The organism is Bacillus sp. Au-Bac7 (genome assembly GCF_021341655.1).
Taxonomy (GTDB): Bacteria; Bacillota; Bacilli; order Bacillales; family Cytobacillaceae; genus Niallia.
Genome location: NZ_JAJTTG010000009.1, coordinates 41,917 through 66,502, shown reverse-complemented (window position 1 = coordinate 66,502; position 24,586 = coordinate 41,917). Strand labels below are relative to the sequence as shown.

Genomic DNA, 24,586 nt, shown 5'->3' with positions numbered 1-24,586 from the left:
ATCAAGGGGTGAAAAAGGTGCAACATCGCAATAAAGCTCTTATTCTATCAATTATTCCAGGAGTTGGGCAGTTCTATAACAAGCAATGGGTAAAGGGTCTGCTGTTGCTTTTAACAGGCATAATGTTCTTTTTAGTATTTGGAGATTTGCTTAATATGGGTTTCTGGGGAATCTTTACTTTAGGAACAGAAGTACCTCGTGATAATTCTATTTTCCTTTTAGCAGAAGGAATCATTGCCATCATAGTTACATGCTTTGGATTAGCGGTATATTATTTTAACTTAAGAGATGCTTATAGAAACGGAAAATTACGTGATGAAAACATGGAATTAAGTTCATTGAAAGAACAATACCATAATCTGGTTGCGCAAGGATATCCGTATCTTGTAAGCGGACCTTCTTTATTCATTTTAATTTTTGCGGTAATTTTCCCAATCCTTTTCAGTTTCGCGTTAGCCTTTACGAATTATGACTTATACCATTCTCCGCCGGCACATTTGACAGATTGGGTCGGATTGAAAACATTCGCTGAAATTTTCACAGTAGATATATGGCGTTCGACATTCTTCGATGTGCTTGCATGGACGGTTGTGTGGACAATTGTTGCCTCAACTGTGCAAGTTAGCATTGGTATTGGGCTGGCAGTCCTTGTTAACCAAAAGGAAATCCGCTTTAAGAAATTTTTCCGCACAATTCTAGTATTGCCTTGGGCAGTGCCAGGTTTTGTTACGATTTTGATTTTTGCAGGATTATTCAATGACAGTTTCGGTGCAGTCAACAACGATATTCTTTCAGCATTAGGCATAGGGCCGATACCGTGGCTGACAGATGCTAGCTGGTCAAGAGTTGCCTTAATCTTAATGCAGGGCTGGCTTGGATTCCCATATATATTCCTAGTAACAACAGGTGTGCTTCAGTCTATTCCAGACGATTTATACGAAGCAGCAACGATTGATGGTGCGAGTATTTTTGCAAAGTTCAAGCATATAACAATGCCGATGATCTTAATCGCAATGGCGCCAATCATCATTACACAGTTTACGTTCAATTTTAATAACTTTAATATTATCTATCTATTTAATGGCGGCGGCCCTGCAGTGCCTGGTTCAACAGCGGGCGGCACCGATATTTTAGTATCGTGGATTTATAAGCTGACAATGCAATCAAGCCAGTACTCTTTGGCTGCCGCATTAACGATTCTGCTTTCTGTATTTGTTATTGCGATTGCTCTATGGCAGTTCAGACGCACAAATTCATTTAAAGAAGGAGCGTAAGAGATGAAGACAAACATGAAGCAAAAAAGATTCTTTCGGCTCCTTGTCTCCTATGGCATCTTAGCTTTTATGACAGTAATCATCATTTATCCTTTGCTTTGGACAATCGGAGCAAGCTTTAATCCTGGCAACAGTCTTATTAGTACGTCCATTATTCCGAGCAATCCGACATTGGATCATTATAAAGAGCTGTTCGCAGGCAAAGAGAGTCTGCAATATGCCAACTGGTATATGAACTCGCTAAAAATCAGTGTCTTTACCATGATAGGAACGGTTATCAGCGTATCGTTCACAGCATATGCGTTTTCTCGTTTCCGTTTTAAAGGCAGAAAAAATGCACTTACAGTGTTCTTGCTGCTGCAAATGATTCCGCAGTTCTCTGCATTGATTGCCTTGTTCGTTTTAGCTCAGCTTCTTGGGCTTATGAACAGCCATTGGCTTTTGATCTTACTATATATTGGCGGACAAATACCAATGAATACGTATTTAATGAAGGGCTATATGGATTCCATTCCGATGGATCTTGATGAAAGTGCCAAAATTGATGGCGCAAGCAATACAAGAATTTTTTGGCAAATCCTCATGCCGTTATCAAGACCGATGATTGCCGTTGTAGCAATGAATGGATTCACAGGACCGTTAGGAGATTTCGTTTTGTCATCAACTATCCTGCGCACACCGGAATCTTACACATTGCCGATTGGACTCTATAATCTTGTTAATGAAGTGATGGGTGCAAGCTATACAACATTCGCTGCAGGAGCCATTTTAATAAGCATTCCAATTGCCATCATATTTATTCTGCTGCAAAAGAACTTTGTATCAGGTCTGACTGCAGGTGGAACAAAAGGTTAACTAAAAATAAGGAAACAAAAAGGAGACTTTTATGGCAAACAAAGAGAAAACATTTGTTACAGATGCTAAATTTATGCTGCATGGCGGCGATTATAACCCTGATCAGTGGCTGGACCGTCCAGATATTTTAGCGGATGACATTAAGCTGATGCAGCTGTCCCACACAAACACTTTCTCGCTTGGGATATTTGCGTGGAGCGCCTTGGAACCAGAGGAAGGTGTCTACCATTTTGAATGGCTTGATGAGGTGATAGAAAGAATTCATGGTATTGGCGGCAAAGTGATTTTGGCTACGCCAAGCGGTGCAAGACCTGCATGGATGTCCCATAAATATCCGGAGGTGCTGCGTGTTGACGGAGCTAGAAGGAAGCAGCTCCATGGCGGGCGCCATAATCACTGCTTCTCTTCTAGTGTTTATAGAGAAAAAACACAGCAGATTAACAGATTGCTTGCTGAAAGATACGGCAGCCATCCGGCTTTGCTGATGTGGCATATTTCCAATGAATATGGCGGGGAATGTCATTGTGATACCTGTCAGGAAGCCTTCCGACAATGGCTGAAGAAAAAGTACGACAATAACTTGACGGCTGTCAATGATGCTTGGTGGGGGCCGTTTTGGAGCCACACATACAGTGACTGGTCACAGATTGAATCTCCTTCTCCAATCGGTGAGAATGCAGTGCACGGCTTAAACTTGGATTGGCGCCGATTTGTGACAGACCAGACAATTGACTTTTTTGAGAATGAAATTGTTCCAATTAAAGAGATTTCACCAGATATTCCGATTACTACAAATTTGATGGCAGATACATTTGATTTGATTCCATTCCAAAGTCTTGATTACAGCAAGTTTGCGCGTCACGTAGATGTGATAAGCTGGGATGCATATCCTGCTTGGCATAATGATTGGGAAACAACAGCGGATTTAGCGGTGAAGGTTGGCTTCATTAATGATTTATTCCGCAGTTTAAAAGAGCAGCCGTTTTTGCTGATGGAGTCAACACCAAGTGCTGTCAACTGGCATAAAGTCAATAAAGCGAAACGTCCAGGCATGCATTTGCTTTCTTCTATGCAGATGGTTGCCCATGGTTCTGACAGCGTTTTATACTTCCAGTGGCGCAAATCGCGTGGGTCGTCAGAGAAGTTTCACGGTGCAGTTGTTGACCATGATAACAGCCCGGATAACCGGGTGTTCCAGGAAGTTGCCAAGGTCGGTACAACGCTGGAAAAGCTGACCGATATTGTCGGTACAAATCGTGTAGCAGATACAGCCATCCTGTATGATTGGGAAAATAACTGGGCGCTGAATGATGCGCAAGGCTACGGATTAGACACGAAGCGCTATCCGCAAACATTGCAGCAGCATTATCGCACATTTTGGGAGCAGGATGTTCCAGTTGATGTAATCACAAAGGAAAACGATTTTTCTAAATACCGTCTGTTGATTGTGCCGATGCTCTATTTAGCAAGTGAAGAGACGATTGCCCGCTTAAAAGCGTATGTAGCAAATGGCGGTACGTTAATCATGACATATATAAGCGGAATCGTGAATGAGCATGACTTAACGTATATGGAAGGCTGGCATCAAGATCTGCAAGACATGTTTGGCCTAAATCCAATTGAAACAGATACACTTTATCCGAAAGATGCTAACACTGTCCATTACGAAGGAAAGGATTATGTACTGAAGGATTATGCAACCGTTGTAAATATTGCCTCTGCTAATGTGGAAGGTGTGTATAAAGAAGATTTTTATGCAAACACAGCAGCAGTAACAAGCAATGCTTATGAGAATGGGAAAGCTTACTATATTGGCGGCCGATTAGATGATGAGTTTCATCGTGCTTTCTACGGCAAGCTTATTGAAGAATTGTCATTAAAGCCAGATTACGCGATAACACATGGCAGCGGAGTATCTGTTCAAGCAAGACAAGATGAAGGTAAAGAGTATCTCTTTATTATGAACTTTACAGAAGATACGCAGCCAGTTGTCCTTGGCAGTGAAGTAAAGGATGTTATTACTGGTGAGCAGCTTCATGGCAGTATAAAGCTAGATAAGTATGAAGTGAGAATAGTAGAGAAAGTAAAAGGCTAATTTTTAGGAAGAGAATGCGAGAACAGCAAGGAGTATCATGCATCATTTTAAAAAAATGAATGTATTAAGCACTGTGCTGTAACTCGTATTCTCTTTTTGTTGTAAAATTCTCCAATTAGAAGGTGATGTTGATGAAAAAGAAGTGCGGTAAATGGAGGAAAGTACTTCCTTTATTGTATGTATTGATATTAATGATAAGTCTAATGCCGACAAACACTAAAGCAGCAGAAAACAGCTATGCAGTGAATGGTGGAATGGAAACAGACTTCTGGACAGATGGTTCTTGGAGCTTTCAAGATTTAGATGATAGTCAGGTTGAGGTACATCATTTTGCTTATGCAGAAGATACTTGGATAAAACCTGCTGAAGGACAGTATGCTTTGAAATTCTGGATAAAGGACAATGCCAGTGCTCAAACCTTTAAAGTGAAGCAAACAGCTGCCTCACTTCCTGCCGGAAAGTACGAATTAACCGTGCAAACGATGGGGGGAGCAGATAAAGAAGCTGGACAGGTAGCGTTATTCGCAGGTTCAAGCAAAACAAGTCAGGCAGCTACAAAAGGCTATAACAACTGGGAGACACAGTCATTGACGTTTGAACTGTCTCAGGATACAGCAAACTTTGAGTTTGGCGCTGAAATTGCAGGCCAGCCGAATACTTGGGGTTATTTGGACGGCTTTTCTCTGAAAAAGGTCGATGGCAGTGCAACGGAACCAGTGGAAAGTGATATTTTCGTTGAAAAAGTTGAGGGCTTAAACGATAACTTTATCAAGGGAGTCGATGTTTCCAGCATTATTACCCAAGAAGACAGCGGTGTTACATATTACAATGAAGCAGGACAAGAGCAGGATATTTTCAAAACATTGGCAGATTCAGGCGTTAATTATGTACGTGTCCGCATCTGGAATGATCCGTATGATGCAAGCGGAAACGGATATGGCGGCGGAAATAATGATTTGGAAAAAGCAAAGGAAATAGGAAAAAGAGCGACAGCGAATGGAATGAAGCTGTTAGTAGACTTCCATTATTCGGATTTTTGGGCAGATCCTGCTAAACAGCAGGCACCTAAAGCTTGGGCCAATTTAAGTCTTGAAGACAAGAAAAAGGCGTTGTACTCGTATACGAAGGACAGTTTGCAAGCATTGCTTAACGAAGGAATCAACATCGGCATGGTCCAGGTCGGCAATGAAACGACAGGTGGATTTGTGGGCGAAAAGGACTGGACAAAAATGTCTGAGCTGTTTAATGAAGGCAGCAAGGCAATCAAGGAAGTGGATCCTAACATCCTGACAGCCTTGCATTTCACTAATCCGGAAACAGCAGGCCGCTATGCATCAATAGCAAAGACACTCGATGATAACAATGTCGATTATGATGTATTTGCAAGCTCTTACTATCCATTTTGGCATGGGTCATTAAGCAATTTAACATCTGTTTTGAAAAATGTCGCAGACACATACGGTAAAAAAGTAATGGTCGCCGAAACATCCTATACATATACAAGTATTGATGGAGATGGCCATGAAAATACAGCACCAAAAAGCTCTGGACAAACATTAAATTATCCTGTCACTGTTCAAGGACAAGCAACAGCGGTCCGGGATGTGATAGAAGCGGTCGCTAATGTGGGAGATGCAGGCATCGGCGTGTTTTATTGGGAGCCTGCCTGGATACCAGTCGGCAGTCCAGATAAGTTAGCACAAAATAAAGCCATATGGGAGAAATACGGTTCTGGCTGGGCGTCAAGTTATGCTGCAGAATATGATCCCCATGATGCCGGAGCGTGGTTTGGCGGAAGTGCAGTCGATAACCAGGCATTATTCGACTTTAACGGAAAACCGCTCGCTTCGTTAAATGTGTTTAAATACGTGAACACAGGAGCAGTTGCCCCAGTTAAAATAGAGAAGCTGACAGACGTTACAATTGAGGCAGCAGCAGGGGAAGACATCAAGCTCCCTGAAACCGTAACAGCTGTTTATAATGATGGCACAGAAGGGCCGATTGCTGTCACTTGGGATGAGCAAGCTTTAATCGAGGCAATTAATGCAGGCATCGGTGAGTATGTTATTAACGGGACAGTAGAGGGCGGTTTGTCAGTTAAGGCAAATCTTACAATTAAACCGGAAAACTTTGTGCAAAATCCAAGCTTTGAAGAGGCAGATAAAAGCATGTGGAAAATTACGTATCCGAATGATTTAGCACCACATGCCGATTTTCTAAAAAATCCCGCAGATGCTAAATCTGGTGAACATTCTTTGCATTTCTATTCAGCAGACCGTGTAGACTTTACTGTTGAACAGACAATCACAGGACTGACTCCAGGCTACTATGATGCTTCCATGTTCATTCAAGGCGGAGATGCAGCTGCTGCCAATATGAAGCTGTATGTAAAAACGAATGATAAACAATATGATGTGCCAACTAATGTTACTGGGTGGAATATTTGGGCAGATCCTAAAATCAGCGATATTCTTATATTGAATGGAACTGTTACGATCGGTGCAAGCATTCAGGCGAACGCTGGCGCATGGGGAAGCTTGGATGATTTCTCCTTCGTAAAAACTGCTGATTACGAGGAAGCTGTAGAAGAGGAGGAGCAGACACCGCCTGCACAGGATGATCAAGCAGAGGACTCAGATGAGCAGGAGGAAGTTTCAGCAGGTGAAGAGATAAACAATGAAACTCCTGTAAAACAAGAGGAACCAAAACAAGAAACAGAAAAGCATGAAACAAATAAGCAAGTGAAAGAGGAAAACACACACCAAGAGCAAAAAGGCAACAGCCTGCCTGATACAGCTACAAGCATTTTTAACTTCTTGCTGTTAGGTTCTGTTCTTTTAGTTAGCGGCGCAATTTTGTATAAAATATAAAAGCAAGCCTGTCACTTTTTGAGAGAAGTGACAGGCTTTTTTGATTTTATTTAATAAAAAAGGAGAATATTACTAGTTTAATTATATATATATTTATTTATTTATTTATTTATTTCGGCAAAGGTGTACAAGTTATGACACTTTTATGAATTTAAATACTTCTAAATTATCAAAAAATAACTAGAGAATTTAACCTGTATATGTTATTTTAGTATGGTAGCACTTTACCAAACTACCAAACTAAAGAAGTGTTTATTTATACATATATTAATTAAAGGGATGATGTGCAATGAAGAATATTGTCATTATTGGCAGCAGCGGCGGAAATCTGTTTAACCTCGGCGGCGCAAAACCAGTACAGCTATTGGAAGAAATATTAAAACAAGCACATGCAGATGGATTGAATGTAGCTAATATCCAGTTTATCGCTGCGAAAGAGTCGATGGATACAGCAAAGGACCATACGAATGCGGCTATTTACGGCTATAAAGACAATGAGGTGCAATCTTTGTTTGAGGCTTCTTTAAAAGAGGTTAATCTTGAAGCAGCAAAGCTTGATAACATGATTGCAGCAAGTATTAGAAAAGGGGAAGTGGACGGCATCATTGCGATGAGTGCTGACACAAAAGCTGTTAACAAGGAGACTTTAGCTGCCGCCATTGAGAGAAAGCTGCCAATTGTCGGTACAGGAGGAACCTCTATGGCTGCAATGACAGCAATGGGCGCCAATGTTATTTCTTCCTCTGGTACGACAGGATCAACAAGCAGAACAAGAGCCATTTCGTTCATATCCTCCTTGTGTAAGCATTGGAACATAAAATTTAATCCCATCATCGGCTCATACGAAAAGACGCAAGCAACAAATACAGTTCCGTGGAAAAACATTAATATAAGGGGCATTATGGTTTCATCACTGCCAGGCTTTATCGCAATGGCGCTTATTCTCGCTATTAGCCAGATTCCAGCGCTGAAAGGATTAAGTGACATATTTGATTTAATGATAAATGCCTTACCAGTAATGCTTGCAGTTATAGCGGCTAAACAGGTTTCTGAACTGGATGAAGTGTCTATTATCGCGGGTGTTATTGCTGGGATATTGTCTGTTCAAGGCGGTATTATTGGCGGAATAATCGGCGGGATTGCAGCAGGTCTTCTTGTACAATTTTTCTTCCGCAAATGCATACAGTGGAAATTCCCAATCACGACTGTCAATATTGTCAGCGGCGGTTTATCTGGACTAATTGCTGGCTTATTCGTTTACTATTTAATCGGTCCGATTGCTTTACAGGCTGGCAACCTTATTAAGGATGTTATTGAACAAGCGGTAGCTTTTAATCCGATACTTGCCGGTGTACTAGCCGGCGTGCTCATATGGCCTGCAATTTTAGGCGGGGTTTATCATGCAGCAATCTTGCCAATTGTGCTGCTCGAAATGGAGAAAACAGGAAACAGCTTTTTAGGAGCTGTCGATATGGTTGGCTTAGTAATGGTGGCTGCAGGAATTAATCTTGCGAACATCGTTGCGCCAAGAGACAGAGGAGAGAGTGCTGTAGCTGCACCGGGCTTTTTAATCAATATGGGCTTTGGGACATTTGTAGAATCAGCGTATCCGTTCATGTTCTCCAATAAAATCGTCTTTAGCGGAGCACTTGTTTCAGCAGGAATTGGCGGAGGTCTTGTCGGCTTATTCAATGTAAGAGGAACAGCTTATGTTCCATCCTTTACAGCACCATTCCTTTCCAATAACATTGCAGGTTTTATTATCGCAATGGTTGTTCCCCTTGTCGTTGCTTTTCTGATTACACTAACTGCAAATAAGCTATCTTCCAAAAAGAGAACAGGAAAGAAACGGGAAGATGAAGTTGCAGTTTAATTGAAAGAAATCCCATTTTAAACAATGGGATTTTTTTTATTTAGGAAAACGAATATAATTAGTGTAGATATCTATTTTTAACTAGGCAATATGTTTATTGTATTGCCAGACTGGAGGCAAAAGATGTACAGCTTTAAAAATGATTATAGTGAAGGTGCCCATCCAAATATATTGCAAGCACTAATAGAAACAAATCTTGTACAAGAAGCTGGTTACGGAGAAGACAGCTACACAATACAAGCGGTGAAACTTTTAAAGGAAAAAATGGGCCATGCAGATGCAGCTATTCATTTGCTCTCTGGCGGCACACAAACAAATTTGACAGCGATTTCTGCCTTTTTAAGACCACATGAAGCGGCAATTGCTGCAACTAGCGGTCATATTTTCGTTCATGAAACTGGAGCAATTGAGGCCACAGGGCATAAAGTTGTTGCCATTGATACAGAGGACGGCAAGCTGACACCAGCACATATTCAGCAAGTGTTGGACGAACATACTGATGAACATATGGTTAAACCAAAGCTTGTTTACATATCCAATTCAACAGAAATTGGCTCTATTTATTTAAAGAGTGAGCTAGAAGCGCTGAAAAGCTTCTGTGACAGCCATAATCTTTTGCTATTTTTAGATGGAGCCAGACTTGGTTCTGCATTATGTGCAGACGGCAACGATCTTCAATTAAGCGACCTGCCCCACTTAGTGGACGCATTCTATATCGGAGGCACGAAAAACGGTGCCTTGCTTGGTGAGGCGCTTGTGATTATTCGTGATTCCTTGAAAGAGGATTTTCGTTATCATATTAAGCAAAAAGGAGCACTGCTTGCTAAAGGCAGACTTTTAGGAATTCAGTTTTTAGAGTTATTCCGTGATAATCTTTTCTTTGAGCTTGCTGAACATGCTAACAACATGGCAAGTCTTTTACGAACAGGTCTGCATAAGGAGAATATTGATTTCCTTATTGATTCTCCAACCAATCAACTGTTTCCGATTCTGCACAATGATCAGATCAAAAAGCTGCAAGACAAGTATGCTTTCTTAGTGTGGGAAAAAACGGATGCAGATAAATCAGCAATCCGCTTAGTAACGTCTTGGGCGACGAAAGAAGAAGCTGTCATTCAGTTTTTGAAAGATATAAAAGGGTAATAACAAAGTAAGCATGAAGACTTTTTTCATGCTTATTTTTAGTTATATGTAAGGGTTTACAATTGGCAAAATCTGCTGGTATAATCAGATTACATTATTAGGTAAAGGAGGAAGCAAATTGAACAAATTCAAGGGAATTATTCCACCTGTGTCCACGATTTTTGACGAAGAAGGCAAGCTGAGTGAAGTGGAAATGGGACAGTTGATTGACAGGCTGATTGAAGCAGGTGTTGACGGCTTGTTGTTTCTGGGGACTGGCGGGGAATTCAGTCAGATGTCTAGGGAGGAAAGATTACAGACAGCTGAGTTTGCGGTGAGGCATGTAAAAAGGAGAGTGCCTGTGTTAATTGGCACTGGCAGCACCAATACAAGGGAAGCGGTAGAATTAAGTGTACATGCCCAAAAAATAGGGGCAGATGGCGTTATGGTCATCAATCCTTTTTACTGGAAGCTGACTGATGACAATCTATATGGTTACTTCAGCAAAATTGCCCAGTCTGTTGACATTCCTGTTCTCCTCTATAACTTTCCTAACCTTACCGGCCAGGATTTAAGCCCTGAGTTTGTGGCCCGCCTTGTCGACGATCATCCCAATATTTCTGGCATTAAAGAAACCGTTGATTCTATCGGGCATATCCGTGATATGATAATGCAAGTAAAGCGTAAACATCCTCACTTCTCTGTTTTATGCGGTTATGATGACCATCTCTTAAATACGCTTCAGCTTGGCGGAGATGGAACGATATCTGCAAGCGGCAACTTCGCACCGCAAATTTCCATCGGCATTTACCGTGCCTTTTTAAACGGCGACCTTGTTAAGGCCTCCATCCTTTATAAGCAGCTAGCTATACTTCCGCAGCTTTACAAGCTTGACAGCCCATTTGTAAATGTTATAAAGGAGGCAATAAAGCAATGCGGCCTCGACATTTCTACATATGTTCTGCCACCGTCAGCACCACTTAATGAAAAGAAGATTTCACAAGTTAAGGAGATTTTAGCAGAAGCGGGAGTTTTACCTGCGGCAAAATCATAAAATTCCGTAACAGATGAACAATTGGTTCATCTGTTTTTTGTTTCTGTGTATAAACAAAGTGATATCTTAAAAATGATGGTCCTATTGCCAGCTTTCTATCAATCAAGTCGCTTAAGACCTAATTTCCAGAATAAAGCCTTAATTAATATTGTCAGATGTATTCATTTATCAATTTATGTACTGCTGGAATATCAGCTGGAGCCCATTTTAATGATTCAAGATTCTCTCTCTTTAGCCAAATTAATTTAGAATGTTCCTTTGCATTTGGGCTGTCAGAAATAATAGTTGCCTTTATGCAAGTTAGGGTAATAATAAAGCTCTCATATTCATGCGTATTTTCGTGAAATAAATCGGTCGCTTTTATTTGGCAGCCAAGTTCCTCCATGATTTCTCTTTCTAATGCTTGAAATGCATTTTCACCAGCTTCTATTTTTCCTCCAGGAAACTCCCAACTGTTCGGAAGAGACATAACAGGTGAACGAAGGGCACATAATATTTCGTTTCGTTCGTTTTCTATAATTGCTGCAACTACATGAACTACCTTTTTCAATATGAGTATCCTCCTGTAACTCGAATGGTACCATAATAGCATTTTTTTCGAGTAAGAGCATGCTTCATCTAAAAAGCATTTGGCAGTTAAAATGGCAGCATAAAGGCTGGTCCAAAATTAAAGGAACAGCATACTTTAATGAAGAGATGCCTTTACACTGTTTTTCCGCGATAGAAATCCTCAAAGAAGATATCTTCGACTAATTAGATTAAAAATAGACATAGCTCTCTCTGTAGAATAGAGGCGTAGACTGATTTATACAAAATAATCTGTTAGTGAGCTTATTCTTTAGAATCCCGATTAATAGAAATATAAAGTTATTCCAGTAAAATGGCTTGGGATTTGGAAAATAATAAACTTGGTGAATTTTTAAATAATCATTGAATCTTATTGGAGAATTTGTTAAATTAGAAGAAATCAAAAGGCTGTGTGTGACTGGCGAAACGCGGGATTAACCGTAGGGGAGCACATAGTGTCGATGCCGTTCGCCTGGGCAGAGGTAAGGGAATAAAGCTTTCTCTTTTTCCTTTGCCTCTTTCTCTTTATTGGAAGAGATTTTGGGCTGTTTTTGGTCAAATAGCAAAGAATTTTGCAAACTATTTTATGGGAAGAGGAGCAACTTACATGAGCACAACCCTTTTAGACAAAGTAAAAACAATCAAAACCTTGAATAATATCGCAGGCAGCGGATTGAACGTATTTAAGAAAGAGAATTTTATCATTGATAATGACAGTGAAAATCCTGATGCGATTGTAGCTCGCAGTTATAATATGCATTCTATGGAATTTGGGAACAAATTAAAGGCGATTGCTCGTGCAGGTGCAGGTGTTAACAATATTCCTGTTGAAAATTGCACAGAAAAAGGAATTGTCGTTTTCAATACACCTGGAGCAAATGCAAATGCAGTAAAGGAAATGGTTCTGACTTCCTTAATGGCTTCTTCTCGTAATCTGTTTGATGGTGTTGCTTGGGCGAAAAACCTGAAAGAAGAAGGCGACCAAATTCCAAAGCTTGTTGAAGCAGGTAAAAAGCAGTTTGTCGGTAAAGAAATTAAAGGAAAAACACTTGGTGTTATCGGTTTAGGAGCGATTGGAGCACTTGTTGCCAACGATGCTCTTGATTTGGATATGGATGTAATCGGCTTTGACCCATTCATCTCTGTTGATACAGCATGGAATCTTTCTCGAAATGTACAGCGTGCGATGACAATTGAGCAGCTGTTTACAGAAAGCGACTATATTACTGTTCATGTACCATTAACTAATGATACAAAAGGGATGTTTAACAAAGAAGCATTCAGCATCATGAAGGAAGGTGTTCAAATTCTGAACTTCTCCCGCGGAGAGCTGGTAAATGAAATCGATATGGCGGTTGCTCTTGAAAATGGCGAAGTCGGCAGATATATCACTGATTTTCCAAATGAAAATGTATTGAAAATGAAAAATACAATTCCTGTGCCTCATCTAGGTGCTTCAACACAGGAATCAGAAGAAAACTGTGCGATTATGGCTGCACGCCAAGTGAAGGATTACTTGGAAACAGGGAATATTAAGAATTCCGTTAACTTCCCAAATGTATATCTTCCTTATACAGGCAAGCAGAGAGTCGCAGCATTCCATAAAAACGTGCCGAATATGGTTGGACAAATCACGATGGCAATCTCTGGATACAGTTTGAATATCGCTGACATGGTTAACAGAAGCCGTGGTGAATATGCATACACGATGATTGATATTGACAATGAGGTGGCTGGCGATATCATCCCTTCATTAGAAGCAAAAATCCGTGAAATTGAAGGAATTGTAACTACTCGTATAATTTAAGATAATAGCTCTCACTTTGATGTGGGAGCTTTTTTTATTATAATAAAAATTAATAGTTTAAATAATTTTAATTTTCTTATAATTATTTGACTAGAAAGATCTCAAAAAGTATAATGAAACCATTATTTTCTAAGGTTTGTTTAATGTCAACGTGAATCATATTAGAGGAACAAGCAGGCCTTCTACATAAAATAGCAGGAAACGCCCACCCTAAAAAGGTTGGGAGGTGCAATGATGGGAAATGACAAAATGCCTGATTTTAACAGCCTTGATGATCGTCTTATTGGAGATGGCTTGAACCAAGCAGCTTTTTCAATGAAAACAAATCTAGATCCAAAAGACCCTTTAGAGGACAATCCGTATTTTGATAAAACGAAGGAATATAGCAAAGAAGAACTAGAGAAATTTAGAAAGTTTTTCGGTGGCCGATAAAAATGAACTCCTGTGCCAAGGCATGCAGCCTGCTGCCTTGGTATCTTAACTATATAAGCATAGGTGTAAATTTAAATTTCTGAATTTACTGAATAATAAAAGGGAGGAATAGATATGCTGGAGAACTGGAACGAACAATTGGAGGAAATGTATAACAAGATGGTGGAATGGAGACGGCATTTTCATCAGTATCCAGAGCTAACCAACCAAGAATACAAAACATCTAAACTGATTGCAGACATCTTGACTGATTTTGGTATTAAAATCCGAACAAATGTCGGTGGGATGGGAGTTCTTGGGTATATTTACGGAGCGAAACCTGGTAAGACAATTGCACTGCGGGCCGATTTCGATGCATTGCCGATACAGGATGAAAAGAACGTACCATATAAGTCGAAGGTTGATGGTGTCATGCATGCATGCGGCCATGACGGGCACACAGCTACCTTGCTGGCAGTTGGCAAGGTGCTGAATGAAAATCGAAAAAATCTTGCAGGAAACGTCATTCTTCTGTTTCAGCATGCAGAGGAAGGCGGAGGCGGTGCCGGAAAAATGATAGCAGACAATTGCCTTGAAGGAGTAGATGCAGTGTTTGGCAATCATTTATGGAGTCTTTATCCTACAGGGGAAATAGCATATACGAAGGGGTATACAACCGCTGCTGGCGATGGTTTCTCGATTAAGATTAAAGGCAAAGGCGGTCATGGATCATCTCCTCATGATACAGTTGATTCTATTGCGGTAGCAGGCCAGCTTATTAACCAGCTTCAATATATCGTCAGCCGCAAGGTGAATCCACAGAAAACAGCTGTACTAACAATTGGTTCCATTCATGCAGGGAATGCTGCAAACGTCATTGCTGATTCTGCCGTAATGAAGGGCACGGTGAGAACATACGAAAAGGAAGTACAACAGCTTGTAAAAGAAGCAATGGAAGAGGCGATTAAAGGCATCTGCATGAGTTCGAAAGCAGATTATGAATTCAACTATAAGTATGGAATGCCAAGTGTATATAATCATCCTGCTGAAACGGATATTTTTGCAAACACCGTTAAGACCTCCCTGCCTGAGTTAGTAATAAAAGAAGTACCTGCCCTCCTTGTAAGTGAGGATTTTGCATTATATCTAGAGAAGAAGCCGGGGATGATATTTTTTACAGGAGCAGGAAACGAGGAATTGCAAGCAATATATCCACATCACCATCCAAAGTTTGATTTTGATGAAAAAGCAATGCTTTATGCCGGAAAAGCAATGCTTGCTATCAGCCATTATTATTTAGCAGAAATACCGTCAGGATGTGCGGCAGTTACGGTAAAATAAGGATAACCTACCTTTTATCCATACAGGAGAAAAGGTTTTTTTTATTATAGGTTTATGGCAGACATATTGGGGCGATACAGGATATGATTAATCTTGATTAAACTGCTTTTATTAGGGAAAGGTAAAAAAAACGTTTAAAGGAGCTGGCAAAAAATGCAAATCCCGATCGGTGTATCAAATAGACATATCCATTTAACAAAAGAAGATGTAGAAAAGCTGTTTGGAGAAAATTATGAGCTGACAAGTAAAAAAGAATTATCACAGCCTGGAGAGTTTGCCGCAGAAGAAACGGTGACTATCAAAACGGATAAGTCTGAAATTAACAGGGTGCGAATTCTTGGTCCAATCCGTACGCTGACACAAGTGGAAATTTCAAAAACAGATGCCCGCCAGCTGGGCATTAATCCACCCATCCGCCCTTCCGGCAAAATTGAAGGAACACCTGGCATTACGATTATTGGTCCTCATGGAGAAATCACAATAGATAAAGGGGTTATTATTGCAGAGCGGCATATTCATATGACACAACAGGATGCTGACAATTTTGGTGTAAGTGATGGACAATATGTTAGTGTAAAAACGGACGGGGAAAGGGAGCTTATTTTCTATAAAGTATTAATCAGAGTTAAGGATACTTATGCCTTGGACATGCATATTGATACAGATGAAGCAAATGCTGCAGGAATTCAGACAGGGGATAAAGGGGTATTAATAAAATAGTTAAAAAACACGGTCTTTAGGGACCGTGTTTTTTATTAGAAACGAAAAGGTTGACGAAAAAGCAATATGTCGCTATTATTTGTATTAATAATACGTTTTAATACGTATTTTAAAATGGGCGGATAGGGGAGAGATAAAATTGAATATTAAGGAAATCATTAATGAAATACACACAAAAAAGGAAGAAGGAATGAAAGATATTTATTTAGTCGCCTGTGGAGGTTCTTTAGTCGATATGTATTTATCTGAATATTTCCTCAAAAGTGAAGCGAAAAGAACGAGAGTGTCCCTATACACGAGTAATGAGTTTGTGCATGCGGTGCCTAAAGCGCTGGGAAGTCATTCACTTGTTGTTGTCTGCTCCCATGGAGGCAATACGAAAGAGTCTGTGGAAGCAGCAAAAACGGCAAAAGAAAAAGGTGCATCGACTATTACATTGACACATAATGAAACAGGTGCATTAGTCGAATATGGAGACTATAATATTCTTTATAAATGGGGAGAAGAAACAGATGTAAAAGACAACCCAATGGCAATTATTTTTGCCATTGCCGTCGAAGCTTTACACAGTATAGAAGGTTATGATGCTTATCATAAAGTAATAAAAGGGTTAGAGCAAATCAATACAGTTATTGCAAAAGCACGCATACAAGTAGCAGAAAGAGCAAGAGTCTTTGCTAAAAAATATGAGCATGAGAATATGTTCTATGTTTTGAGCAGCGGTGCTTCATACGGTCATGCCTACGGGTTTTCCATTTGTTCTTTAATGGAAATGCAATGGATTCATGCTTCAGCCATACATACTGGGGAGTATTTTCACGGTCCATTTGAAGTAACAGATAAAGAAACACCATATATTTTACTTATGAATGAAGGCAGAACGAGAGCTTTAGATGAAAGGGCGCTTAGCTTCTTGAAGCAATATGGAGAAAAGCTAGAAGTGGTTGACTGCAAGGAATTAGGGATTAATACAATTGATGATGAGGTTGTCGAGTTTTTTAATCCGATTGTTTTCTACAGTATTTTAAGTGTGTACCGAGCAGAATTGGCAAAAATCAGACAGCATCCGTTAGAAACAAGAAGATATATGGGCAAGGTTGCGTACTAAAGTCGTTTTCTTCAGCTGTTTTTACACAATTGATTAAAAATTGAGCATTATTGTATAATTGGCGTGGGTTTTATACAGGTGATGTGATTGGGGAGAGGATTGCGGTGAAAGTATTAGGGATTGGCGATAATGTTGTCGATAAATATACATATAAAAGAATAATGTATCCAGGAGGAAATGCTCTGAATTTCAGTGTTTATGCGAAAACGCTTGGCGCTGATGCTGCTTATTTAGGGATATTCGGCACAGATGATGAGGCACAGCATATTAGAAATGTACTGAAGGAATTAGCAATTGATACAAAACGCTGCCAGGAAGTCGAAGGAGAGAGCGGCTATGCATTAGTCGGACTAGAAAACGGTGATCGGGTGTTTTTGGAGAGCAATGATGGCGGAATAAGGAAGTATCATAAGCTCCAACTAAATAAGGAGGATATAAAATATATCCAATCCTTTGATTTGCTGCATACTAGCAAGTACAGCTATTTGGAAAAAGAGATGCCGAATATTAAAGCTGCAGGTGTACCAGTTTCCTTTGATTTTTCTGATGATTTCACAGAGGAATACTTGCTTGAAATTGGGCCATTTGTTGACTATAGCTTTCTTTCATGCAGCCACTTAACAGAAGAGGAAGCAAAGGCTGTCCTAAAGAAAATGGTATCACTTGGAAGCACACTTTCTATAGCAACAATGGGAGCAGAAGGAGCATTGCTGTATGATGGAGTAAGCTTTTACAAGCAAATACCGAAACTAATCGAGGCTGTTGATACATTAGGAGCTGGAGATTCCTTCCTGACAGCATTTTTGCTGCACTACTTACAACAAGAACAAGATGGTTTGGAAACTGCACTTGCTAAAGCTGCCGAATTTGCGGCAGCATCTTGTCTTGTAGAAGGTGCTTTTGGTCATGGCAAAGCTTATTAAGTGGAAAAGATTTATTTATTTTTAAGTCTTTGTTATTCTTGGAGTAAATGAATAGAATAGGTGATAACTAATATGATTAAGCAAGAGAATCGTGTCCCTCTCTATATACAGCTGAAAGAAACGCTGCGCACAGCTATTACTGCCAATCGCCTTAAAGCTGGTGACAAGATTCCGACAGAGGTGGAGCTCAGTGACAAGTATAATATCAGCAGAGTTACTGTCCGCAAAGCGATTACCGAATTGGTGGAAGAAGGCTATCTTGTAAAAAAGCAAGGCAAAGGGACATTTGTTCAGACACAAAAGATTGAAAGAAAGATTCTTCATTTAAAGAGTTTTACCGCTTCTTGTGAAGCACATGGCCTGAAAGTAACAAGTAAGGTTATCAAAAAGGAACTGATTGATCCAGATGACAATGAAAAAGAACGGTTAATGCTAGACGATGATGACCAGCTGATTCATATTCAAAGGGTCAGATATGCAGACGATCGTCCGCTCATGCTCGAAAATAATTTCTATTCCTTTAAGCGGTATAAATTTTTGCTGGAAGAGAGTCTCGACGGCTCCCTTTATGAGCTGTTAGAAGAGAAATACGGTATTAACCTAAACAATGCAGGAGAAACTTCCTTGGAAATTGTCAGAGCATCTGACCAGGAAGCGCCGCTGCTTGATATTACAATTGGAGAACCGCTTTTCTATTTGGAAACAGTCGTTTCTGATACTGCTGTCCCTGTTTATTTAGGAAGACAGTATATTGTCGGCGAACGATATAAGTTTTCGTTTTAAAGCCAGCTTGCAACCTTCTTAGAGGAGGTTGCTTTTTTGTATTTTGCTGCTAAACGGTTGCCCACGCTCGAGGTCATAAGTCGCCGATAAGCAGGCGCCCTGCACTTTTCTGTCCAGTTCCGGGCGCCATCGGCTCGAGGTCATAAGCCAAGCTGTCCAAGAAGGTGGAAGAGCGCCACCTTCTAAGGCCATCTCGTCTTATGCAAGTCGCCGATAAGCAGGCGCCCTGCACTTTTCTGTAAATTCTAATAATATATTGACTATGCTGGTGGAAAGTAGTATAAATAAATAAAACGTCATGAAACGTATTAAATAATACATATGATTGTTGAGATGGAGGGGTTCTTTTTGAAGAGGAGATTTGTGGGGATGGTTATGCTGGTTGTTTGTATGCTTGGTTTAGCTGCATGCGGGAAGAGTGCGGCTGGTGGAGAGGAAGGTAGTAAGCAATTGGTGATGGGAACTTCAGCTGATTATGCTCCGTTTGAGTATATTGATACGGCAACGAGTGAGGAGATTATTGGGTTTGATGTGGATCTTGCGAAAGCGCTTGGTGAGAAGCTTGGCTATGAAATAGTCATTCAGGACATGGATTTCAGTGGTTTGATTACATCACTGCAATCAGGTAAGGTTGATTTTGTTATGGCTGGTATGGAAGCGACTCCTGAGCGCAGCAAGAATGTGGATTTTACTAATCCTTATTTTCGAAGTGATATTTCTATGGTTGTAGCCAGTGATGGAGCTGTTCAGACTTTTGAAGACATTAAAGGGAAAGTAGTGGGAGTACAAGTTGGTTCCATACAAGCGGAAAAGGCAAAAGAACTGCAAAAAGAAGTTGATTTCACTGTGGAGACAAGGGATAGAGTGCCTGACTTAGTGGAAGAGATTAAAAGCGGCCGTTTTGAAGGAGTTTTAATGGAAGATGTTGTTTCCAAAGGATATATAAAAAACAATGATAATCTGAAAGTTATCTCTGTCCCGAATAATGAAACTGGCGGCGCTTCTATTGCCTTTCCAAAGGACAGTGAGCTGACAGAGAAATTTAATACAGAATTGGCAGAGATGAAAGAAAATGGTGAAATGGATCAACTCGTTTCTAAATGGTTTGGCGGCGTTAAATCAGTAGATTAACAAGTAGCAATATATTATATAGAAGAAACTAGGGGAAAAGAGGATGCAGATTAGTCTGCATTCTCTTTATTTTTATAGGCGAGAATGGAGGAATTTAGTAAAACATATATTCATTGTAAAAAATAAAAAAATGTGTTAGATTTTCTTACTTTTTTATACAATTCTGAATAATTATATTATATAATCAACTTAAATAAACAACATTGTCCAAACAAACGAAGTGATTGAACACTTTTGTTCAAAAAGATGAATTTTCCACATTCAATATGAATAAAATGGAGCAAGAGGCTTGAGTACAAGGAGGATTGACGTAAAATGGAAGCGCTTATGCGGAATATGTTTCAGTCATTAGCAAAAAATCAGCCAGCCAACAGACTTGCGAAAAAATATGGGCTTCGTTTAGGTGCAGCAAGGTTTGTTGCAGGAGAATCAATCGGAATGGCAATTGATGCGGTAAAAAGATTAAACAAACAAGGTAAGGTCGTAACTCTCGACCATTTAGGTGAATTTATCTCAACAGAGGCAGAGGCAGTAGAATCTGCTGCGATGTGTATTCAAACGTTGGACGCCATTGCTGAAGCGAAGGCAGAATCAAATCTTTCTCTGAAGATGACTTCCCTCGGATTAGATATCAGCAGGGAGTTATGTATGAAAAATATGCGTAACATTCTCGACCGGGCGAAGTCGTACGGAAATTTCGTGAGAATTGATATGGAGGATTATGGTCATTGTCAGGAATCAATCGACATTTACAAGGAGCTTCGTCAGGAATATGACAATGTCGGGATTGTTCTTCAGGCCTATCTATACAGGACAGAAGGAGATATTGCTGATCTGCATGATCTGTCTGCTAATCTTCGGCTAGTGAAGGGAGCGTATAAAGAGTCACCGAATGTCGCTTTTCCGGAAAAAAAGGATGTTGATAACAACTTCAAAAAAATTATTGAACAGCATTTGCTTAACGGCAACTATGCAGCTGTAGCGACACATGATGAGGCGATGGTCGAGTATACGAAATCCATTGTAAAACAGCATGGTATTCCAAATGACCAATTCGAGTTTCAAATGCTGTACGGCATTTGTGAAGAGCTGCAAGACAGACTTGTGAAGGAAGGCTACAAGGTTCGGATTTATGTTCCTTACGGTATCGATTGGTTCGGTTATTTTATGAGGAGGCTTGCAGAAAGGCCGGCTAATGTTTGGTTTATCGTCAAGAATTTCTTTAAGTAAGCTTAAAGTTTAATAGTTTTATCCAAAATATACAAAAAAGGAGACTGAATTATTATGACGACAACTGCACCTTACACAACTTTCAAAAACGAGGCATTAACTGATTTTACAGCAGAGGAAAATAAAACGGCAATGTATGCAGCAATAGCTAGGGTCAAAGAGGGGCTTGGGAAGAAGTATCCAATTTTGATCGGCTCGGAAAAACTTTTTGTTGAGGAAGAAACAGTCTCAGTGAATCCAGGAAATGTGGACGAAGTAGTTGGCACTGTAAGCAAGGGATCTACTAAGCTGGCAGAAAAAGCTATGCAAACAGCATTAACAGCATTTGAAACGTGGAAAAAGGTAGCTCCGGCTGAACGTGCAGCCTACTTGTTCAAGGCTGCTGCATTGATGAGAGAGCGTAAGCATGAATTTTCCGCCTACCTTGTTTTGGAGTCAGGGAAAAACTGGGTAGAAGCAGATGCTGATACGGCAGAAGCTATTGATTTTCTGGAGTTTTATGGAAGAGAAATGATTCGTTTGAGCGAGACGAGTATTCATCAGCCGCTTACGCAGATTGCTGGTGAAGAAAATAAGATTACGTATATTCCGCTAGGTGTCGGCATTGTTATTTCACCGTTTAATTTTCCATTGGCAATTATGGCTGGAACGACTGTTGCTGCTATCGTCTCAGGCAACACGGTTATTTTGAAGCCGGCTGATGCTACACCGGTTATTGCTGCTAAGTTTGTCGAGTTGATGGAAGAGGTAGGCTTGCCTTCTGGAGTATTAAATTATTTGCCTGGTGATGGTATTGAAGTTGGTGAGTATTTAGTTGAGCATCCGAAAACACGCTTTATCTCGTTTACAGGTTCAAGAGCAGTTGGCTGCAGAATTTATGATAAAGCTTCAAAAGTTCAAGATGGTCAGCTTTGGTTAAAACGTGTGATTGCTGAAATGGGTGGAAAAGATGGTGTGGTTGTTGATGAAACAGCTGATTTAGATGCTGCTGCAGCGGCAATTGTTGCTTCTGCTTACGGATATCAAGGCCAAAAATGTTCTGCAGGCTCCCGTGCAGTTATCGTAGAGTCTGTCTATGACGAAGTGGTCAGCAAGGTAGTACAATTGACAAAAAATCTTTCAATCGGCTTGCCGGCAGAGAATCATCCGGTAGGACCTGTTATCGATCAAAAATCATTTGACAAAATAATGGGCTATATTGAAATTGGCAAACAGGAAGGAAAATTGCTTGCTGGAGGAAAGAGAGCGGATGGAAACGGGTTCTATGTGGAACCGACAATCTTTTCAGATGTTGATCCACAGGCACGTATCATGCAGGAGGAGATATTTGGACCTGTGCTTGCGATTGCAAAAGCTTCCGATTGGCAGGAAGCGATTGACATTTATAACAATACGGAATACGGACTGACAGGTGCATTTCATTCGCAAGATGACAGCAGAATAGATTATGCCCTTGAAAATATGCATTGTGGAAATCTTTATATAAATAAAAAATGTACAGGTGCACTTGTAGGTGCCCATCCATTCGGCGGATTCAATATGTCTGGGACTGATTCAAAAGCTGGCGGCTATGATTATTTGCTATTATTTACGCAAGCGAAGTTGACATCTAGAAAAAAATAATATAAAAATAATAGACTAGGAGATGTACTTTTTCATTGTGCATCTCCTGTTTAAGCGAAAAACATATAAAAATACATATTCGCTTAAATATTTATTGATTTTTGCTTATAAAAGAATGAATATTCGAAAATTTGGCAAAGGATCAAAATGGGGATAAAAGGACTTCTTAGATTAGAGAATGGAGGATGGAGACTTGAATACACAAATTTTAATTTCGATTGCTATTTATATGGCTGGAATGCTTGTTATTGGCTACTTCGCCTATAAACGTACATCCAATCTAGAAGATTATATGATTGGCGGAAGGTCGCTTGGTCCTGCTGTTACAGCATTGAGTGCAGGAGCAGCTGACATGAGCGGCTGGCTGCTTATGGGGCTTCCGGGAGCAATGTACACCCAAGGGATAAGTGCCTCATGGATTGCAATCGGCTTGACGATAGGAGCTTATTTAAACTGGCTATATGTAGCTCCGCGCCTTCGGGCATACACAGAAGTGGCCAATAACTCTATGACTATTCCAGCATTTTTGGAAAATAGATTTAAAGATAAGTCCAATATATTGCGTCTGACATCAGGGTTAGTCATCATTATCTTTTTTACGTTTTATGTTTCATCAGGAATGGTGTCAGGCGGGGTTTTATTTGAAACTACATTCGGCTTGCATTATCAAACAGGACTTTGGATTGTAGCTGCAGTCGTCATTGCCTACACATTGTTTGGCGGATTTTTGGCAGTAAGCTGGACAGATTTTGTGCAAGGCTTGATTATGGTTGTTGCATTAATACTTGTACCAATCGTGACCATTATGGAGGTTGGAGGTCTAGGATCCGGCTTTGACACAATAAAAGAAATTGATCCAAAGCTGTTTGATATTTTCAAAGGGACGACTGTTCTGGGCATTATATCGTTGGTTGCTTGGGGACTTGGTTATTTTGGTCAGCCGCATATTATCGTACGGTTCATGGCGATTTCTTCGGTGAAAGAAATTAAAAAGGCAAGACGTATTGGAATGGGCTGGATGATCTTTTCTGTCGGCGGCGCCATGTTTACAGGTTTTTTAGGTCTTGCCTATTTCTCTCAGCAAGGATTAGAAATAAAGGATGCGGAAACAATTTTTATTAAATTGAGTGAAATACTGTTTCATCCGCTCATTACCGGCTTCCTCCTTGCTGCAATACTGGCAGCTGTTATGAGTACGATTTCTTCACAGCTGCTCGTAACAGCAAGCTCCCTGACAGAAGATGTTTACAAAACATTCTTCAGACGCAAGGCAAGTGAAAAGGAGCTGTTGTTAATCAGCAGACTTGCCGTGCTTATAGTATCTATTGTTTCTGTACTTCTTGCTTTTAATAAAAACGGGACGATTCTCTCCCTTGTAGGATATGCGTGGGCAGGCTTTGGTGCATCCTTTGGCCCGGTCATTCTGCTGAGTCTTTCCTGGAAAAGAATGAACAGATGGGGAGGCCTCGCTGGAATTATCGGCGGAGCGGTGACAGTTATCATCTGGGCAAGCATAGACGTTCTGAAAGAGAATCTTTATGAAATAATCCCAGGGTTTATTGTCGGTCTGCTAAGCATCTGGATTGTCAGCCTGCTTACAGAAGCACCGAACGCTAAACAAGTGGAGAATTTCAACGAATATAAGCAATCTGTATAACAGTCCGTGACTAAAGAAAAAGCTGATTTTGTAAACACACAACAATCAGCTTTTTCTTTTCTATGTATTTTCTTTATATCTAGCAGTAGAAAGTTAAGCCTTTGGTATGGTAAAGTTAGTAAAAAAGCTTGAAAGGGTAATA

19 protein-coding genes, 1 pseudogene and 1 riboswitch are annotated in these 24,586 nt (G+C 40.2%); of the genes and pseudogenes, 19 read left to right on the top strand and 1 reads right to left on the bottom strand.

What is annotated here, in order from left to right:
• Nucleotides 1–17: 17 nt before the first annotated feature.
• The 8 genes and pseudogenes from LXM54_RS20700 (at nt 18) to LXM54_RS20670 (ending at nt 11,143) form a co-directional block, all read left to right on the top strand.
• Complete coding sequence (locus tag LXM54_RS20700) at nt 18–1,274, top strand: carbohydrate ABC transporter permease (protein ID WP_233317136.1); 1,257 nt, start codon at nt 18–20, stop codon at nt 1,272–1,274.
• Between the two features lie 3 nt (nt 1,275–1,277).
• A complete protein-coding gene (locus LXM54_RS20695; protein ID WP_233317135.1) occupies nt 1,278–2,129 on the top strand; it encodes a sugar ABC transporter permease in 852 nt (283 codons plus the stop codon).
• 31 nt (nt 2,130–2,160) lie between these two features.
• Nucleotides 2,161–4,224, top strand: coding sequence for a beta-galactosidase (locus tag LXM54_RS20690; protein WP_233317134.1), 2,064 nt, complete (start codon nt 2,161–2,163; stop codon nt 4,222–4,224).
• Between the two features lie 725 nt (nt 4,225–4,949).
• Nucleotides 4,950–6,110: pseudogene (locus LXM54_RS28575) on the top strand (arabinogalactan endo-1,4-beta-galactosidase); the annotation flags it as partial.
• Entirely contained in the window at nt 6,093–7,094 is a 1,002-nt protein-coding gene (locus LXM54_RS28570; RefSeq protein ID WP_442780517.1) for an Ig-like domain-containing protein, read from the top strand. The pseudogene LXM54_RS28575 and the gene LXM54_RS28570, both read left to right, overlap by 18 nt.
• 289 nt (nt 7,095–7,383) lie before the next feature.
• A complete protein-coding gene (locus LXM54_RS20680; RefSeq protein ID WP_233317132.1) occupies nt 7,384–8,967 on the top strand; it encodes a PTS sugar transporter in 1,584 nt (527 codons plus the stop codon).
• Between the two features lie 123 nt (nt 8,968–9,090).
• Nucleotides 9,091–10,110, top strand: coding sequence for a threonine aldolase family protein (locus LXM54_RS20675; RefSeq protein ID WP_233317131.1), 1,020 nt, complete (start codon nt 9,091–9,093; stop codon nt 10,108–10,110).
• A gap of 118 nt (nt 10,111–10,228) precedes the next feature.
• Entirely contained in the window at nt 10,229–11,143 is a 915-nt protein-coding gene (locus tag LXM54_RS20670) for a dihydrodipicolinate synthase family protein (RefSeq protein ID WP_233317130.1), read from the top strand.
• Nucleotides 11,144–11,294: 151 nt separating this feature from the next.
• Here the strand turns inward: LXM54_RS20670 and LXM54_RS20665 are convergent, their stop codons facing one another.
• Nucleotides 11,295–11,693 (bottom strand): (deoxy)nucleoside triphosphate pyrophosphohydrolase, encoded by a 399-nt coding sequence (locus tag LXM54_RS20665; protein ID WP_233317129.1) that lies wholly within the window; start codon nt 11,691–11,693, stop codon nt 11,295–11,297.
• A 421-nt stretch (nt 11,694–12,114) separates the two neighbouring features.
• A riboswitch (ZMP/ZTP riboswitch) is annotated at nt 12,115–12,195 on the top strand.
• 122 nt (nt 12,196–12,317) lie between these two features.
• Here LXM54_RS20665 and LXM54_RS20660 point away from each other — a divergent pair.
• From LXM54_RS20660 to putP, 11 genes are all read left to right on the top strand, one after another.
• On the top strand, nt 12,318–13,517 hold the full coding sequence (locus LXM54_RS20660) for a phosphoglycerate dehydrogenase (protein WP_233317128.1): 1,200 nt from the start codon (nt 12,318–12,320) through the stop codon (nt 13,515–13,517).
• A 231-nt stretch (nt 13,518–13,748) separates the two neighbouring features.
• Nucleotides 13,749–13,949, top strand: a complete 201-nt coding sequence (locus LXM54_RS20655) for a hypothetical protein (protein WP_233317127.1) — start codon at nt 13,749–13,751, stop codon at nt 13,947–13,949.
• 114 nt (nt 13,950–14,063) lie between these two features.
• Nucleotides 14,064–15,269, top strand: coding sequence for an amidohydrolase (locus LXM54_RS20650; RefSeq protein ID WP_233317126.1), 1,206 nt, complete (start codon nt 14,064–14,066; stop codon nt 15,267–15,269).
• Nucleotides 15,270–15,422: 153 nt separating this feature from the next.
• A complete protein-coding gene (gene pduL / locus LXM54_RS20645; protein ID WP_233317125.1) occupies nt 15,423–15,989 on the top strand; it encodes a phosphate propanoyltransferase in 567 nt (188 codons plus the stop codon).
• Between the two features lie 139 nt (nt 15,990–16,128).
• A complete protein-coding gene (locus LXM54_RS20640) occupies nt 16,129–17,097 on the top strand; it encodes an SIS domain-containing protein (protein WP_233317124.1) in 969 nt (322 codons plus the stop codon).
• Between the two features lie 104 nt (nt 17,098–17,201).
• Nucleotides 17,202–18,020 carry a PfkB family carbohydrate kinase gene (locus LXM54_RS20635; protein ID WP_233317123.1) on the top strand — a complete coding sequence of 273 codons (819 nt, stop codon included), beginning with the start codon at nt 17,202–17,204 and terminating at the stop codon, nt 18,018–18,020.
• A 72-nt stretch (nt 18,021–18,092) separates the two neighbouring features.
• The gene (locus tag LXM54_RS20630; RefSeq protein WP_233317122.1) at nt 18,093–18,803 is read left to right on the top strand and encodes a GntR family transcriptional regulator; all 711 of its coding nucleotides are present in this window, start codon (nt 18,093–18,095) and stop codon (nt 18,801–18,803) included.
• A gap of 348 nt (nt 18,804–19,151) precedes the next feature.
• On the top strand, nt 19,152–19,934 hold the full coding sequence (locus LXM54_RS20625) for a transporter substrate-binding domain-containing protein (RefSeq protein WP_282581424.1): 783 nt from the start codon (nt 19,152–19,154) through the stop codon (nt 19,932–19,934).
• A gap of 315 nt (nt 19,935–20,249) precedes the next feature.
• Nucleotides 20,250–21,164 (top strand): proline dehydrogenase family protein, encoded by a 915-nt coding sequence (locus LXM54_RS20620; RefSeq protein WP_233317121.1) that lies wholly within the window; start codon nt 20,250–20,252, stop codon nt 21,162–21,164.
• Between the two features lie 54 nt (nt 21,165–21,218).
• The gene (pruA, locus tag LXM54_RS20615; RefSeq protein WP_233317120.1) at nt 21,219–22,787 is read left to right on the top strand and encodes an L-glutamate gamma-semialdehyde dehydrogenase; all 1,569 of its coding nucleotides are present in this window, start codon (nt 21,219–21,221) and stop codon (nt 22,785–22,787) included.
• A 193-nt stretch (nt 22,788–22,980) separates the two neighbouring features.
• Nucleotides 22,981–24,444 (top strand): sodium/proline symporter PutP, encoded by a 1,464-nt coding sequence (putP, locus tag LXM54_RS20610; protein WP_233317119.1) that lies wholly within the window; start codon nt 22,981–22,983, stop codon nt 24,442–24,444.
• Nucleotides 24,445–24,586 lie beyond the last annotated feature (142 nt).